The sequence below is a fragment of the Pedobacter terrae genome (assembly GCF_900100705.1).
Taxonomy (GTDB): Bacteria; Bacteroidota; Bacteroidia; order Sphingobacteriales; family Sphingobacteriaceae; genus Pedobacter; species Pedobacter terrae.
In genome coordinates this window covers 1-16,970 of record NZ_FNCH01000014.1, presented here as the reverse complement: position 1 = coordinate 16,970, position 16,970 = coordinate 1, and the positions used below count along the sequence as shown (strand labels likewise).

Below are 16,970 nucleotides of genomic sequence, written 5' to 3'. Positions count from 1 at the left end.
CAAAAAAGTCCCATTTTGCGCAATTTTTCGCAAGCCAATCATCCAGGTTATATAAATTTTTTTGTTTTTTGTTTACTTTTTAAACACGCTCAGATCCCATTCATCTGCCCAGCTTATTGAAATTTTATCGTTCTCAAATTTAATCGGCAACCACAAATAACGCCCGTCAATTGCATTTTTGGGTGCCCATTTATCTGCCATAAAAATAAATTCTCCCTTTTTTCCTGGTACAGGCAAAACATGTGTACTCTGCCCGCCAAAGGTGATCTTTGCGCCCTCGCCCTGGCAAGGATTTCCCATGTATGTCCATGGTCCCCAAATATTGCTTGCTTTAAACCATCTTGCTGCATTTGGCGCCCAGCCGGTACAGCCTGAACCAATCATATAATAAGTTCCATTTTTTTTGAATAAAGCTGGTGCTTCAGTTTGCTGACCTACATAAATTCTGATGAATTTTCCGGTATGCCCCAAATAATCGGGCGTTAACTCAGCCAGATGCAAGGTCAAATTCTCTTCAGAAGAAAATACATGATAAGCTTTACCATCATCATCTACGAAAACAGTCATATCCCTGGCCATTTGCCCACCAGGCAAATCCCTACAGAAAAAACCATCACTTTCATTAGCTGGCTTCTCGCAGTTTACCCTATCTTTTTCGGCTGTGCCTGCATCGTAAAAAGGCATTTTACCAGGATTTGGACGATAACTTTTGATAAAGGTATATGGCCCGGTTGGGCGATCGGCCACAGCTACTCCCGCTCGGGCTGCTGCATAACCTTTGCCCAAAAGTTCCAGGTGAAACCACATGACAAACTTTTTAGTTTTCTTATTGTACACCACTTTTGGCCTTTCGAGAATGCAGCCTTTGGCAATATCACTCGTTAAATCGCTGGAAACGGGCAATGCAATACCTTCATCTTTCCAGTTGTATAAATCTTTTGATGAATAGCAATGCACACCTACCTGTGCCGTATTTCCTAGTTCTCCTTCGATTTTATGTTCACCAAACCAATAATAAGTGCCTTTATGCTCCACAATACCACCACCGTGCGCATTGATGTGTACGCCTTTATTGTCTTTCCAGATTTTACCAGGGGTAAAAGAAGTATAGGTCTGCTGTGCAGAAACATAACTGCTTAAGCTCAAACTTAGGGCGATAAATCCTATAACAAAACTGATTCTCTTGTTCATCATTTTAATCAACTAATTTTTAATATTATAAAGAGGGTATTTACCTCATCAATTTCAATTGTATACGAACTCTTATTTATTTTAAACTGGCGCTATGATCGTTCTCGAAATTCTCACCGCTCCAGATCTTCTGTGCACTCCATTTCTCTGCCGGATTAGCCCAAAAAGGATCTGATGCGGGTAAACCTAAAGGCAAGAAAATATTTGAAGCGATGTATGGACTACCCTGATTGTTATAGAAATCACCTAAATCAGGTTGATCACCATATAAACCTATGGTTAACCAGCCATTTTTATAGGTTGAAGGGCTTTCTAAAGTTTTTCTGATTACGGCTGTTAAAGCGCAACGTACCTGCGCAGGGCTTAACTGTTTAGGCAATGCTTTTCTCCAGGCGATATCAGCCAGATGATGAAATGCAGCTCCACGATAAATAATAGAGCGACCAGTTGCAGGATAAGTACCATCGGCATTGACTAATCTTTCCTGAATGATGGCATAACGTTCATTTCGCTTTTTAATCTTCTCGAACATTTCTTTATAACTGTTCGTTTTAGCGCCAATAATATTGGCCAAAGCAGCCAGATAAGGATGGATAACATAACTATTATAATAGTCAAAGGCGAATGATGTTCCATCGGTATACATTCCGTCGCCGGTATACCATTGTTCCATTTGTTGCAAGGCGTAATCAACACGCATAGGATCCCAGTTGTAACCAAATCTGGCTAAAAAAGCCTCGTTCATGGCTGAAAACAGTAACCAATTAGAAAAAACCGGCTTAAATCTTCTGGTTGTTACAATGGACTGCATCATCAATGCCTGGTTTTTCTTATCCAGGTTTTCCCATAGCCATGGTGCACGGACTAGCGCAAGCGCTACGTAAGAAGCATCAACCAGTTGTTGACCGCCTATATCGAAGTTCATAAAATCTTTGGCATTAGAGTCCAATGCATTCTTCAATCCTTTAATGGCCCACTCCCGGTATTGCTTCCTTAAAGCTACCTCTTCTACCGAACCTCCTTCTAACTGTAACCATGGTGCAATGCCACTTAAAACCCTACCTAAAACCTCCACATATTGTACCTTAATGCGGTGCTCTTTGTTATCAACATGGACAGATGTAATTTTAGGCATGGCAATCCTCAAGCTATCATTAGCCAAATTATATAAAACAGGTTTTACCATCTTATCCATTTGCTGTAGCCAAAACTGCCTATCGGAGACAGCTGTGCCTTTGGTATTTTTGTATTTCTTTTGCGCAAAAACAGGCCCAACCGCCCAAATGATCAATAAACCTGTAACTAAAATATTTTTAAGCTTCATTCTCCTTCTAACATTATTGCTTGTTTGATAAATAGCGATACATTTCGCTTCCTGCCAATAAAAATGCCCCTACACCAAAATTCGATGTAGCATTTACATCAACCACCTGACCTGGAATGGCTTTTTCTCCAATCGGCTGTACGTAACCCAGTTTACCGTCAGGTTGTAATGCAGTTTTACTTAAATATGCCCATGCTTTTTGGCCTATTGGCCAATAGGCTTTCTCTTTTAAATAACCATTGTTTATTCCCCATAACAAACCATAAGTAAAAAATGCTGTGCCACTGGTTTCAGGCCCTGGCGCGTGTAACGGATCAAGGATACTTCTGGTCCAATAGCCTTCTGTTTGCTGGCTTTTGGCAATTGCTTTAGCCATATTACGGTATTTGGTTAAGTATTCATTCCGGTGCGGATCTGTAAGGGGCAAATCTTTAAGCACTTTTGCCAAACCTGCAAATACCCATCCATCTCCTCTTGCCCAAAAGTCTTTTTTACCATTGGCTGTTTTATGTTTTGGGTACACATATTTTGCATCCCGGTAATAAAGTTTTTCCGTTTTATCGTACATGATGCTGTTGGCATACCTAAAATAGTCGTAGAGTTTATCCAAGTATTGTTGATCGCCGGTTACGTTATAAAGTTTGGTCATTACCGGCATTACCATGTACAAACCATCAGCCCACCACCAGTAATCGTTATTGGGTGTACTCATTTCGTATTGCATAACCTCTTTCGCCCTGGCAATTTTATATGCTTCGGGTTTTAAGCGGTATAAGTCAATATAGGTTTGAAAGCAGATCTGCCAATCGCCAAACAGCACATGTTCATCTGTTTCGCCATATTGATATTTCCAGTTGGATTTATCTGTCGATTTTGCCCCCATCCATTTATTGTATTCGGCCCAATCTTCTGAATATTTTCGGTATGCCTCATTTTTAGTAACATTATAAGCCTCCATATTTCCGGTATGGTAAGCTGCATGATCCCAAAAGGCCCGTACTTCGGATTTAATATTGCGTTGCCAATACGTATTGGCACGGTTAATCATTTCCAGTACTTCTTCTTTTGATGGCTGGTTTTGGGCATTTACAACCCCGCTGATCAAGAAAAAGAGCAAAAAAAACGCTTGGTGTAATTTCAATTTCATTAACGTATGGGTTTAATGCCGATTACTGTTGGTTTCACTGGTTTAATGGTTCCATCGGCATTAAATTCCATTTTATCGATACACACTTCACGGTTGTAACCGGCAGCATCACCCATTGAAATTCCTTTTGGACGGGTAAAACGGTGATAAACCATATACCATTCGTCTTTGCCATTCACTTTAATTACACTGTTATGCCCTGTACCATAAATCTTTTGAGCAACATCTTTCGCCAAAATCAGATTATTTTCAGGGATAGTTATTTTTCCTGTAGGCGAGTCAGAAAAACCATATCTTACCCTGTAGTTTTCGCTTCGCGTATCATCTTCAGACCATAAAAAGTAATATTTTCCATTTCGATAAAATACTTCTGTACCTTCTCTGAAACTATCATCAGGCGTAATAATTTTAATGGCATTGGTATCAATCGAAATCATATCATCATTTAATGGTGCAACAGCCATGTAGCCATTTCCCCAATACAAATAACTTTTATTGGTTTTAGGATCGTTAAATACATCCGGATCAATCTCCTGTCCGCCTTTAACACCCTTTGGTCTGTGTGCAATTAACGCTTTTCCGCTATCCTTAAATGGGCCCGTCGGATGATCTGCAACAGCAACGCCTACCTTCTGTGCAGCCGAAAAATAATAGAAATACTTATATATTCCATTTACTTTCTTTTCGATAATGGTTGGCGCCCAGGCATTCCTTTTTGCCCACGATACATCTTTTTCGAGGTCTAATATTTTGCCTTCATCATTCCAGTTAACCAGATCGTTTGAGGAAAAAGTTTTAAAATAAGTACCACTCCAATTGTTGAAGCCATCACTGGTTGGATAGAGGTAATATTTGGAAGTTTTATGGGAGTATAAAATCTCAGGATCGGCATAATAACCTTTTAATACGGGATTATTTGCTACAGCAACACTTACTGCATAGGTTTTAGCCTGCTGACCCGGAATAGTTACCTTAATTTTTACCGGGCCTTTAGAAAAATCCAGTTTGCCTTTTGGCATCAGGCTGATCTGGTTAAAGGTATTAAACTGCGGATCAAAAGCCTTTAGATCTGTACCATCATTTACGGGCAGATAAAGTTTTTGGCTTACACTATCAAGAACGGTGTTATTTTTGTTTATGGCCTTATTTTGTGTGGCCTGCAGAACAGATTCAACCGTATACCACTGTTTAAGCAAACGGCTTAACTCTTGTTGATTAATTGGTAGAACAGTTCCGTGCCTGGGATGAAAATCCATGGTAACATCCTGGTCTACCACCCTAAAATTGGCCAAATCTTTACTTTTGGTAAACTGATAACGGCCTTTCATATAAACATCGTACATCAGGATATGCTCGTCGCTATGGTTAAGTTTAAAAACTCCGGCACCTTCTACGGCTTCTTTAGTTTGCTGCAGGTATTTATCCTGTAATACATAACCTGCCGTTAGTTTATCAGAAACGGCTTTTTTAATGCCATTACCATTCCCTTCTGTTTTAAAAAACAGGTTGTATTTTCCCTTATCGTAAATAATATCTCCATCAATACAAGAGCCATTGGTAGGGCTAAAAAAGAGCTGCTTTGGAGTGGTCTCCAGATCGGTAAAATCAGCATTGGCATAAGCATAATAAATTTTATCAGGGTCATTGCCATGTTTCATAGACCAATACACCATATATCTTTTGGCTGTTTTATCGTAAATGGTCTGTGGTGCCCAAACGCGCAGCAGATTTTCGTTATTTGGAAAACGTTTTTGAATATTAACAACTGCAGATGTCCAATGGATCAGATCATTTGATTTTAACAATACCATCGCCCTGTTCGAATCCCAGCCATTGGCCGAAACCATATCAGTAGCTACCATGTAAAAGGTTTTGCCATCTTCACCGCGCAAAATATGTGGATCGCGAACACCACCCGTGCTACTAATCTTCTCTGAAGAAATGACTGGATTATTGTTATTTAAAGCTTTATAGTGATAACCATCAGTACTTACCGCAAAACGAATGGCTTCTTCTGCTTTCGAATTTCCGGTGAAATAGGTAAACAAGTACGCTACGTTTCCATTTGATCCGGCTTGATTAGCGGCCTTTTTAGTCTGTGCGATGATTTTACCTGATAAAAATATCAGCAATAAAAGAATGCTATATTTTGTTTTCGAATACTTCATTTCTTGTGTTATTATTTATTTCTTGGTTTCCAATCCAGTACCTGCACTTTTGTTGGCAAATGGTCTGCTTTTCCTTCGCCGTCTATTTGGGTAACATTTTGCAGAAATAGGCTCAATATCCCTTTGCTTTTCCAAAGTTCGGTGTCATAAGTAGGTTCCCAATCGCCCATGCCGGTTTGGGTAAGGTCTTTAATGGTCCATTTTTGTGACCCAAGATAATTATTTATAGCGATAGATGCCTTATTTTGGCGTTCGGCATCTCTAAACAATAAGCCTGCGGCATTATGTTTCCCGTTAGACCAAACGATAATCTGCGGTCTCGAAATCGGAATTTGCTTGGTGCCAGTACCACTTAAGCTAAACGTTGTCTTTCGAAAATTCAGGTTACTTACCCTCCAGTTGCTATCTGTTTTATAAACAAGGTGATACTGAGGTCCTGTTTCATTCGCTCCGCGCCAATAGCCGGCAATAAATACTTTACCCTTTGCATCAGCAAACATTGATGTTTGATTAATCAGCTCACTTTTCTGCGGAATTTTTACCGTATATTCTGCATTTGTTGCGGTAATGGGAAGGTTATATTTTTCACCGGTAGACTTTAACCAGGTGATACCGCCATCGGTTGATTTAGCATAACATAAATCGTGGTTACTGGCTACATCCGGGCTTTCGCGCCAAACCCATGATAAATGAATGGTTCCAGCCTGATCTACTGCTACCTGGCAATAGGCATTTCGCTGTCCTTCGCCATCAATCATCCCATCTTGTATACGTGTCCACTTTTTGGTTGCCAAACTATAACGGTTAATCATTAAATTTCCGTTTCCGGAACCACCATCACGGTAAAAAAACAACAAATCGCCATTGGCTAACTTATAAAATTCGGGATAACTGATTTTATTTTCCTTTTCAGCAAGCATTTCTTCTTTATTTCCTAAGGTTAGGGAACCTGCTGAAATAGATCTGGCGTAATTTAACTTGTTGTTGTGTTGCCCCCAGGCCATGTGGAGAAAACCATCACCATCTACCATAATACTAATCGATTTATGCGCGTCGGTAGCATCGCCCTTATAAGAGGTCGTCATTACTCCCCATTGCGTGGAACCGATTTTACGTTTTGCCAATACCACATTTTGTTCGTGATCGTAATAAGCCGCATACTGGTTATCCTTAAAGCTCACTAGAGCATTTTTACGAAAAATAACCGTATTTACCGAGTTATTTGCCCAGCCATTACTGGCAATAGTGCTCAATTGTGTTTCTTGTGCAGCCCCCATCATACTGATGCTGATGAACGCATAAATTAGAAACATACTTTTAATTAGGGACTGATACATTATAAAGGGTTACACTGCTCGGTTTATTATCATTTGGTAAAGCCCGAAGTAATGGAATTTTTAAGTTTTACATGGGGGGCTAAATCATATTTTGCAGGGGGCGTTTTAAGCTAAATACCCTTTAATGTATAAAATAGCGTAACTTTTATGTTGTTCCATTGATATTATAATATTTATGAAAACTTTTCCGGTGTTTCTTGATAAACTCTGATGGCGTTAATTTAAACAGCTTTTGAAACTGCTCTCTGAAATATTTGCTATCATTTATGCCAACCCTAAAGGCCGCCTCATTAATATTTAAATTGGTATTAATTAACAATTCAGCAGCCTTTCTTAACCTGATAAAACGGATAAAACCATTTATAGATTGGCCAGAGGTTGCTTTGATCTTTTTATAGAGATTAGAATGACTCATTCCAAGATCAGATGCCAGGGTTTTTACATTAAAGTTGTTCTCCATTAAGTTTTCTTCGATAATCATGATGCATTTTTGAAGAAAGCCCTTATCTTCTTGTGAAACTTTATGGGCCTCACTTTTTAACGTGATTTCATTGTAGAAGTAAGATTGAAGGTTGGTCCTGTTTTTTATAATGCTTTTAATTTTGGCCGTAAACAGTTCTTTATCAAAAGGTTTGCCAATAAAATCGTAGGCACCTACTTCAATTCCTTTAAGTTTTACTTCGGGACTTGGGTCGCCAGTGAGCAGAATTACCGGAATGTGGCTTAGGGCCGAATCTTCTTTAATTGCCTTACAGAGTTCAATACCATTAAGGCCGTCCATATTTACATCAGATATTACAATGTCTGGCAAATATTCTTTACAAATTTTTAGTCCTTCCAAACCGTCAACGGCCTTATAAATTTTAAAGTTATCCTGAAAAATCTGCCTGATGTACTCTATAATTTCAGGATTATCATCAACAACCAAAATAGAGTGCAGATCTGAAATGAGCAATTCGAGGTTGCCTACGTTTTCAGACTCACTATTTTCTGCTTCTTCCTCTTGTGCAATCAGCTCATTTACATAGGTTAATTCGTTTTGCAAAACACCGCTGTGTTGCAAACATGGTTCTCCAACCGGAATATCAATTAAGAATATCGTACCCAATCCCTGATTGGAGCGGAAAGAAATTTTACCTTTATGTAATTCTACAAAGTTTTTGGCCAGATAAAGGCCGATACCAAAACCCATTTTTAATGACTCGTTGGACATGACCTTGTAAAATTTATCAAACAGTTTTTCACCCACATGTTTTGGTATGCCAGGGCCACTGTCGTTCACTTCGATATGCACCCGCATACCTACCGTTTTAACCGTAAATTTTACACAGCCGCCCTTCGGGGTAAATTTAAGTGCATTAGAGAGCAGGTTAAAAATCACAATTTCTAGTTTATCTTTATCTCCATAAATATCCAGATCCTCTTCCTCACACTCAAATGTATATTCGATGTGGTTCTGCTTGGCGAGATAGTTAAAGCAGAGAAAAATCTCTTTCGCAAATTTGTAAAGGTTTATCCTTACTATTTTTAAGGCATCATTCTCGCTTTCCGTTTTTCTAAACAGCAATAACTGGTCTACCAAGCTTAGTAAACGCCTCGAATTGCGATAAACTACACTTAAATCGTTCTTTTCCGGTCCGGATTCTTTTTTATTGATAATATCTTTAATCGGATTCACGATCAACGTTAAAGGTGTTCTTAGCTCATGTGAAATATTGGTAAAGAAATTCAGCTTTTTCTCATTCAGATCTTTCTCGCGCTCCATTTTAAAATTGGTAAGTTCTATTTCATGTTTTAATCTTATCTGCCTATTGCGATAGGTTTGAAAAACATAAAACAGGGAAGCTCCTATAATAAGGTAAACCGTAAAAGCCCACCAGGTACGATACCAGGGTGGTAAGACCCGAATCAGTACAATCTTTTCATTATTACTCCAGGCGCCTTCAGTATCAGTACTTTTAATGTGCAATTTATATTCGCCTTCACCTAACCTGGAATAATAAGCTGTACCCAATTTATTTACATAACTCCAATCTCTATCCCATCCCTCCAGATAATAGGCATAAGAAATCTGGTCCTGAAAAGAGAATTCTATGGCCGCATAATCAACAGAAATTACCGCTGCGCTGTACGGAACTTCGATCTGTTTTAAATTAACGATAGAAATATCATTATAAGCAGAATCCTCATCGAGGGAAATATTATTGACCCTAAAGTCTGTCAATACTATTTTAGGCACCCTTCTGTTTTTCTTGATGTTATCTGGAGAAAACATGGTAAAACCGCCAATTCCACCAAATAATAAATCGTCGTTGGTAAGCTTTAATGCGGCATTATAGTTAAACTGGTTGCTCTGTAAACCATCAGTAGCGTAATAATTTTTAAAGTTATGGTGTTTAATATCAAATTTAGATAAGCCATTATAGGTACTACACCATAAATTGCCTTGTTTATCCTGAAGAATGTTGAGCACCGAATTGCCAGGCAATCCATCACGCTGGATATAGCGTTTGATCTTTTTTGTCCCGGGATCAAAAAGCAATAAACCGCCACCTTCGGTACCAATCCATAGCTGATGATTCAATCCTTCCTGAATAGCCCTGATGGCATAATTAATCTTTGTGTAACGATGTTTTTTGTTTATCGGATCGATTTCAATCAGTTCGGTATAGTTTCCTGCCCAAAGCCTGCCTTTCGAATCCTGAAATAAGGTGTGAATATCCTTTAGTTTAGGATCGAAAAGCTCGAATTTATCGATCCCTTTGTTGTAACGGTATAGTGCGCCACCTTTTGTGGTACCTACCCAGATATTCTGCTGTTTATCCTGGTAAAGCTTCCAGATGTTAATATCATCAACACCAGTAAGGGTATTGTAACAGCTGTAATGTACAAATTTGCCTGTTTTTTTATTAAAGCGGTCTATCCCTCCGCTAAAACTAGCTACCCAAACGTTGCTTTCTGCATCGCTTAATATACTGGTCACAAAATTACTGGCTAGTGAATTTGGATCATTATTTTTGGTATAATTGGTAAATGTATTTTGCTTTCGGTTCCAAACACTTAAACCGCCTCCATCTGTCCCGATCCATATGTTTTTATGCTCATCTTCACTAAAAGAGAGCACAAAATTGTTAATTAATGAATTTTTATTTAATGGATCATTTTTAATCGTGGTAAACTGTTCACTTTCAGGATCAATAACGTTAACTCCACCGCGTAAGGTTGCAATCCACTTTCTAGATTCCCCATCTTCGCAAACCTGGGCGACAGAATTGCTGCTGAGTAAGCCTTTTTCTTTTCCGGCAGATAGGTAATCTATTTTTTGATTTTTTGTGTCGTAAATGTTAATTCCTCCACCATCAGTAGAAATCCAGAGTTTTTGTTTTGCATCCAACAACAACCCCATAACGTTTTCATTACTTAAATGCTGGTTAAAAATGGTGAGGCTTCCTTTGGCTTTATCCAATTGAAAGAGCCCATGTTCTGTGCCGATCCAAAGCATTTGATCAATGCCTTTTGCAATACAAGTTACCTTGCGTACGGCATTGTTTACCAGATGAAGTATATTTTTGTCATGATCATATTTACACAGTCCAACATCTTTTATAAAAAGCCACAGGGTTTGATCTTTATCGATGTATAAAGCTTTCACGGTAAAATCGAAATTTTTACCAAGCGGAATCCGCTTTGCGATGTTACTATTCTTTTTGAGCATAAAAAGCCCTTTTTCATCAGTAGCTATATACACGCCTGAATCCCGACTTATGGCAACAGAATTAATGGCATAACCTAATTCATGTTTTTTTCCCTTATGCAGATAAACCAATTGATGAAACCTGGAATCGGCATAATCATAGTATGAAACTCCCTTTTGCGTACCCACCCACACCCTGTCTTTCCCATCGCCAGTAAGTACAGTAATATGGTTATTTACCAATGAATGTTCATCTCCCCACACGTTTCTAAAAACCTTAAAATGATAGCCATCGTAACGGTTTAACCCATCATAGGTGCCCATCCACATAAAACCGTAATGATCTTGATATAAGGAATTTACCACATTGTTAGACAGCCCGCTTTCTACCCCCAGATATTTAAGTCGAATAGTTGGCGACTGGGCAAAACAAATACTTGCGGCCATCCAAAAAATAAGTATGAATACGGCAGTTTTTTTTGGTAAAAAGAGCATAAAGAAAAAGTACTGTGGTAATATTTGGTATGGACCGAATATACATATTTTCTTAATACTCCATTAGCGCCATGATTTAGGATTAAATAGCTAAAAGCGCAAGATTTCTAAGACATCACTGCGCTAAGACAGCATAGTATTTTTTGATAATCAGCTAATAATGAGTAATTTTAAAAGATTTATGGTTTTAAAATCACTTCACATCAGAATGTCCGAGATGTTTTGCGGGATTTACTTCATCACGGATAAGTTGTTTTAATTCTTTAATTTCAGGGAAACGTTGCATCTTTTTTCGATCAAAAATTAGCTTCGCGCTAACGTGCACAGTAAAAACACCAGATGTTTCACTTGGAATTAATGTTACACCCTTTACCTCATCTACAAAAGTGGTTAAAATTTCTTGCGCCATGTAGGCCGAACGTAACATCCAGCCACATTTTGGGCAATAGGTTATATTAACAAGCGGTTTTTCCATTTACTTTTTTTACAAGGGTACAAAAAATAGAACTACAACTAAATAACTATTTAAATCCTTTATTTTGAGGGAAACTTAAATTATGCCTATGTAATTTGTTAATTATACCCGTTTCTAAGGTATCGTTTAACTTATCTTCTATATCGCTCATGATATTATTCATACTTTGTGCTGATAAAACCCAGTTCATCGGTACATTTTTTTCTTCAGGTGTTAAGGGCGCGTCAATAGGACAAACGTCACTATTTTCTTTTAAAAACCGCTTTAGTTGAAATCTGCTCATTGTACTATTTCCGGATCTTGTATGAGTTACTGCATTTAAAATTTCGATAAACTCATTACCAAATCTGATTTTGGGTGTGTTTTTATCTTCCTCGCTAAAAAGCAGCGTAATTACTATTGGCGTAATTCGGTTAAAATATGGTGATTTACTTTTTAATAGTTGAAGTACTTCTAACATAGAAGCACTGCCTGTATTTTCAACATAACCCCCATCCAGATAATGCAAGCGGGGAATGCCATTTAACCCACCAACTTTTGCGGCCGGAGAAAACAAAGGAAAACGGGTACTAAAATTTATCGCTGTGCTGTAATTTAGGTCATTTACCTTTTCTGCTAATAAATCACGCTTATTTTTTAAGGCCAGACTATCAGGTGTAAGGTTGCTCATCCAGCATTGTAATCCTGTTTCAACCTCTGTGGTATTAATGATAAACAAGGGTTGAGTCGGCTTTATTTTTCCAGATGCGAAACTTCTGGAAAATACATTCTCCCGATTGTTGCCGATTAATGATTGATAGGATCGTTCCCAGGACTTCTCCAGGGCAATTGAGCGGTCGAATAACTTAATGTGTATGGGTAAAAATAAGTTCAGAAAATCACCGAAAAGCATTTTACCGATTATAGGCGATAGTGTATCATCCTGGAAAAACTTTTTCGATAACGCTACCGATACACTGGATGAAATCTGATTATTATTTTCGAAAGTTAAAGCATTGTACAAACCTAAACCAACAGCACCACCTGATACGCCAGACATGGCGAATATTGATTTTTTAAAATCTATATTTTGTTCTTTTTCCAATTTTGCACTTAAACTGGATAAGAATAAACTGGTATATGCCCCGGTACGTAGCGCACCACCTTCTGCACAAATGAAAACAACAGGATATTTTTTTGCTGGTTTCCATCATCTTTTTGCTGATCGATATTGGCTTTGTAATTTACAAACCACCTGTTAAAATGATCTACAACGCTTTCCCGTTGATTGGTTTTATGATCTGTCATCCGTACAGGGTGATCTTGATTATAGTAAGAACAAATGACCAGCATAATGAATAGCAGTAAGCGGACAGAAATTTTCCATTTCCTGAGCAAAGATTTATCTAAGTATAGCAATCCGGCATAAATACCTGTGTAACACGCAAAAGCAAAACAGATTAAAGCGGGAGCCCCTATCCACGAAAACACAGGCCACCAGCCGGGAATAAATGATATTAACAGGAATAACATAAATGAAACCCCGGCAAATAATTTAATCTGACCATGTAAGCCCTTATAAAATGATGCAGGAATCTGATAAGTCCATTTATAGAGTTCACCTCTTCCTTTTAATAATTTTTCTCTTTCAATCAGATTAAATTCAGCAGGTACAATACGTGTTTCAATCAATACTTTTGGATTTTGAGGAAAGCCTTCTGTAAAATCACGGGTTGATTTTGTAAAATGATCTGAAAAATGCTGTAATTCTTTTTTGTAACCTTTTTGAAAACTGGACGCTTTTGGTAAAGCATAAATAAAATCCTGATAGATGCCATATAGTTTCCGGAGGTATTGCTGTTCCCGATCTGGCAAAGACCTTTCTCCCAACTTTGTTTTCAGGTAAACGCCGGCGCTTGCTTTACCCGATTTACGAAAGTATAAATTGGATAAAAAGGACATTAACCAATAGATGAGGATAAAGCAGATACCAAAGCATAAAAATCGTGGCACTTTATCCATATAAGTGGCGCTGAGCATGCACCAAAACATGCTCACAAAAACAATAAATGATGGCCACAACAAAAAAGCTGCAGCAAGCAATTTTTGAACAGTTTTCCGCCAGGCCACCCGATCGTCGCTCAGGTTTTTACCAGAATTATCAGAAATATAAATCGCATAGCGTACACTAATTTCTGATACCATACTCCAGGCTGCAATACCCAATAGTAAAAAAAAGATTGGCCAAATATTGAAGGTAGATAAGTTTTCTACAACGAGTAAAAGTGTATCTCTCCCCTGGGGTAATAACAGAAAGATAAACCCAATTAAAAACGCAGGCAAAATAACAAAACCAATACTAGCGGCTACCGAAATAAAATCGTGAACCAATGTTCTCACCGTTAAACGTTTAAAGCTGAAACGGATTTCGAATATTCCTTTTTCAAAGGCGGGAACGAAGCTGCCTAAAATGGCATTTACATAGCTTTTCATATATCTTTTAATTATTTTTTAAAAGATTAAAATGTCTTTATATTCATCTAACCAATATGTGAGCTATCAATTATAGATAAACAAGTTAGCAATTTTAATTTGGCAATTTGCAGTATCAATCAACCATTTCTCCCAAGCAGATTGCTTCACCTCTTTTCACTCATGCCCCCCGCTTCGGTTCGCAATGACGATTAGCTGGCAGTTTGCAGTACCAATGAACAAATAACAGTTTTCAATTGGCAGTTGGCAGTATCAATGAACAAGTAACAGTTTTCAATTGGCAGTTGGCAGTACCAATGAACAAGTAACAGTTTTCAATTGGAGTTGGCAGTACCAATGAACAAATAACAGTTTTCAATTGGCAGTTGGCAGTACCAATGAACAAAGGACTAATGAACCAATACAGTTCTCCGTTTTCAATTTACAGTACCAATAACGGATGGACTGTTCTTTATCTATTTGTGCCAAAACCAAAGAGCAAGGTTAGCGCAGCTATCAAGTTTCCATTTTTGGTTATGGTGCCATCGAAATTGCGGCCGAAAGTGAAGATGATTTTTTGATTGTCTGATAAGGCGTAATCGGCATTTGCCACCACTCGCCACGAAGGTTTTACGGTAGCTGATGATAAAATGCTCCGGTAAAGCGCCTCTGCGCCTCCACCGAATTTATTTTTTGTAAAAACAAATCGCAGACCCGTATCGAAGGTAGAAATGTTGCCAATGTTATTTTTCATATTATCCAATGCAAATACTTCATCTGGGTTATACAGGTAGCGGGCCAGCCCTAAAATAGAACTGCCGTTGGCCCAGTTGTAACCAAAGGTTGTCCATACGCCTGAGTTGAATATTTTAGAATTATCAAATCTTTTCTCTCTAAACTCGGTACTTAAACCACCAGCAATATCAACTGATAAACCTTCGCGGTTACCCGTAAAAGTTTTGGCTTCTTCCTGCAGGTCGGCTTCCAGTTTAGATTGCTTGGCCAGTTCAGCCTGTATTTCTTTTTTGAAACCTGTATTTAACACACTTTTTTCCTTCTCGTTTTTGGCATACTCGCTGGTGGAATCTTCCATCATGGTAAGCGCAGGTGCTTGTTTTTCTGCTATGGTGAGGTATGGTAGTCTCGAAATTGAATCGAGCAGGTAAATGTTCCTGATGCCCAGGTATTCGTAACGGGCCGATTTTCTTTTTTCTTCCAAACCAATTTTATAAATCATCAGTAATGCACGCTGTTTCTCATATATGGAAGTTAATTTCTGCCTGGTTTCGATATTATATTGAGGCCTGATGATGGAAAACTTTAAACCCAATGCCCCATAGGTACTGGTTGGTTTAAAATTATTGAAAGCCGAATCGGGATTGCGCAATGCCAGCGACACTACAAAACTCTGCCTGAAATAATCCTTGAACCGCGTTGATTGTAATCCGTTTTTTCCGGTGGTACTAAAATCCGCGCCTTTATTGCGGAACAAATAAAAAGGCGCAATATCTACGGCATAATTAGATGGGAGTTTGGTATAGGATGAACTGGCCGATTGTACCGAGAGCATAAAATCACTTAAGTCGGTCGGTTTTTCGATATCGGTTACAGCAAAGCCCAATAATGCCGAAGCAGGCGAGCTTGGTGCTTTGAGCAGGTCGAGTTTAACCTGTTTAATGTCTTTTTCGTCGTTTTTAGCCGCTTGTTGTGCAAAGGCTGTAGTAACGAACATCGAGAGGGCACTTAATATCAGATATTTCATAACAGCTAAAATTGGTAAAACGTAATTTCTGCGGTATAAACTGTAGAGGCACCGGGCTGTACTTCTTCTTCCATTTTATAACCTTTGGTTACAAAGCCTCCTTCTAACAGCACATATAAATCGGTATGGTTATGGTTTGGAGAAGTATCGGTAATTACGGTGATGATATTTAATACTTTTTGGTGGAGATTATCATTCTGCCCGATTATCTTTTGGTGCAGATCGCCCTGGTAATCTTTTAAAATCAGCTCTTCATTCAGGGTGATCAAACTGGTACCCGTTTGTTCTATACCACCAATAATGAGGCTTAATTTAATATCTTCCGAACTCCTGTTCAGGATGTAGGTTTTAACGAGATCTGTACTCATGGCAAGGGCTTATTTAGATGTAATGATCAAGCATTTGGCTTATTGCAAATTAACAAACCTAAGTTACGTTATTGTTAACGTTGGTGAAATACTAGTAATGGGGATTTTATTAAAATTGCGAGCTTGCAGTTGGCCCCATATCGACCCATACATATTCTATAATCACCTAAAAAATGAGTACTATAGGCTAAAGATGCTTCGTACCTACCGTTAACAGAATGAAAGAGATTGGTCGTCATCTCGACTGTAGCGCAGCGAAATGGAGAGATCTTTAAACCGAGTTATTAAAAATCTAGCTTAAAAGATTTCCCATTGCTGGCGCACGCGTGCCGCGTGTGCATTTCTATATCTCCTTTACAGTTCATCTAATTCTATCAACCCTCTACCTCCACTATAATCTATTGCACTACTATATTTCCAATGCCAAGCTTCGTTACCAAAACCTGCTACTACCGGATTATCGTGCAGGTAATCTGCCTTTTGCTCAATAACAGCCGTACTCCACAATTCTATTGGCTTATTGTTGTGTTGCCAAAATTGATATCCTTTAACGTTACT

The 16,970-nt window shown here is 38.4% G+C and carries 11 protein-coding genes and 1 pseudogene; all 12 read right to left on the bottom strand.

From position 1 onward, the window contains the following. Positions 1-72: 72 nt before the first annotated feature. Complete coding sequence (locus BLR60_RS16800; protein ID WP_208600661.1) at positions 73-1,194, bottom strand: glycoside hydrolase family 43 protein; 1,122 nt, start codon at positions 1,192-1,194, stop codon at positions 73-75. Positions 1,195-1,267: 73 nt separating this feature from the next. Further along, complete coding sequence (locus BLR60_RS16795; protein WP_090501908.1) at positions 1,268-2,515, bottom strand: DUF2264 domain-containing protein; 1,248 nt, start codon at positions 2,513-2,515, stop codon at positions 1,268-1,270. A 13-nt stretch (positions 2,516-2,528) separates the two neighbouring features. Further along, a complete protein-coding gene (locus BLR60_RS16790) occupies positions 2,529-3,662 on the bottom strand; it encodes a glycoside hydrolase family 88/105 protein (protein ID WP_090501906.1) in 1,134 nt (377 codons plus the stop codon). Further along, positions 3,662-5,830: a glycoside hydrolase family 43 protein gene (locus BLR60_RS16785; RefSeq protein ID WP_090501904.1), complete on the bottom strand. Its 2,169-nt coding sequence runs from the start codon at positions 5,828-5,830 to the stop codon at positions 3,662-3,664. Before BLR60_RS16785 ends, BLR60_RS16790 begins: the two co-directional genes overlap by 1 nt. A gap of 11 nt (positions 5,831-5,841) precedes the next feature. Then, complete coding sequence (locus BLR60_RS16780; RefSeq protein WP_090501903.1) at positions 5,842-7,167, bottom strand: BNR repeat-containing protein; 1,326 nt, start codon at positions 7,165-7,167, stop codon at positions 5,842-5,844. A 145-nt stretch (positions 7,168-7,312) separates the two neighbouring features. Continuing rightward, the gene (locus tag BLR60_RS16775; protein WP_167354769.1) at positions 7,313-11,308 is read right to left on the bottom strand and encodes a hybrid sensor histidine kinase/response regulator transcription factor; all 3,996 of its coding nucleotides are present in this window, start codon (positions 11,306-11,308) and stop codon (positions 7,313-7,315) included. A gap of 241 nt (positions 11,309-11,549) precedes the next feature. Beyond that, positions 11,550-11,831: an Rdx family protein gene (locus BLR60_RS16770; RefSeq protein ID WP_090501899.1), complete on the bottom strand. Its 282-nt coding sequence runs from the start codon at positions 11,829-11,831 to the stop codon at positions 11,550-11,552. 46 nt (positions 11,832-11,877) lie between these two features. After that, positions 11,878-12,987: a patatin-like phospholipase family protein gene (locus tag BLR60_RS16765; RefSeq protein ID WP_143009102.1), complete on the bottom strand. Its 1,110-nt coding sequence runs from the start codon at positions 12,985-12,987 to the stop codon at positions 11,878-11,880. Continuing rightward, a complete protein-coding gene (locus tag BLR60_RS16760) occupies positions 12,924-14,303 on the bottom strand; it encodes a hypothetical protein (protein ID WP_090501895.1) in 1,380 nt (459 codons plus the stop codon). The genes BLR60_RS16765 and BLR60_RS16760 overlap by 64 nt, the downstream gene beginning before the upstream one ends. Before the next feature lie 451 nt (positions 14,304-14,754). Next, entirely contained in the window at positions 14,755-16,044 is a 1,290-nt protein-coding gene (locus tag BLR60_RS16755; RefSeq protein WP_143009101.1) for a hypothetical protein, read from the bottom strand. A 5-nt stretch (positions 16,045-16,049) separates the two neighbouring features. Further along, the gene (locus BLR60_RS16750; RefSeq protein ID WP_090501891.1) at positions 16,050-16,412 is read right to left on the bottom strand and encodes a hypothetical protein; all 363 of its coding nucleotides are present in this window, start codon (positions 16,410-16,412) and stop codon (positions 16,050-16,052) included. A gap of 354 nt (positions 16,413-16,766) precedes the next feature. Further along, positions 16,767-16,970 (bottom strand): annotated as a pseudogene (locus tag BLR60_RS16745) (transposase); the annotation flags it as partial.

Excerpts from the sequence above, each read along its gene's own strand:
- BLR60_RS16800 (WP_208600661.1), bottom strand. The coding sequence starts at position 1,194 with ATGATGAACAAGAGAATCAGTTTTGTTATAGGATTTATCGCCCTAAGT.
- BLR60_RS16795 (WP_090501908.1), bottom strand. The coding sequence starts at position 2,515 with ATGAAGCTTAAAAATATTTTAGTTACAGGTTTATTGATCATTTGGGCG.
- BLR60_RS16790 (WP_090501906.1), bottom strand. The coding sequence starts at position 3,662 with ATGAAATTGAAATTACACCAAGCGTTTTTTTTGCTCTTTTTCTTGATC.
- BLR60_RS16785 (WP_090501904.1), bottom strand. The coding sequence starts at position 5,830 with ATGAAGTATTCGAAAACAAAATATAGCATTCTTTTATTGCTGATATTT.
- BLR60_RS16780 (WP_090501903.1), bottom strand. The coding sequence starts at position 7,167 with ATGTATCAGTCCCTAATTAAAAGTATGTTTCTAATTTATGCGTTCATC.
- BLR60_RS16775 (WP_167354769.1), bottom strand. The coding sequence starts at position 11,308 with ATGGCCGCAAGTATTTGTTTTGCCCAGTCGCCAACTATTCGACTTAAA.
- BLR60_RS16770 (WP_090501899.1), bottom strand. The coding sequence starts at position 11,831 with ATGGAAAAACCGCTTGTTAATATAACCTATTGCCCAAAATGTGGCTGG.
- BLR60_RS16760 (WP_090501895.1), bottom strand. The coding sequence starts at position 14,303 with ATGAAAAGCTATGTAAATGCCATTTTAGGCAGCTTCGTTCCCGCCTTT.
- BLR60_RS16755 (WP_143009101.1), bottom strand. The coding sequence starts at position 16,044 with ATGAAATATCTGATATTAAGTGCCCTCTCGATGTTCGTTACTACAGCC.
- BLR60_RS16750 (WP_090501891.1), bottom strand. The coding sequence starts at position 16,412 with ATGAGTACAGATCTCGTTAAAACCTACATCCTGAACAGGAGTTCGGAA.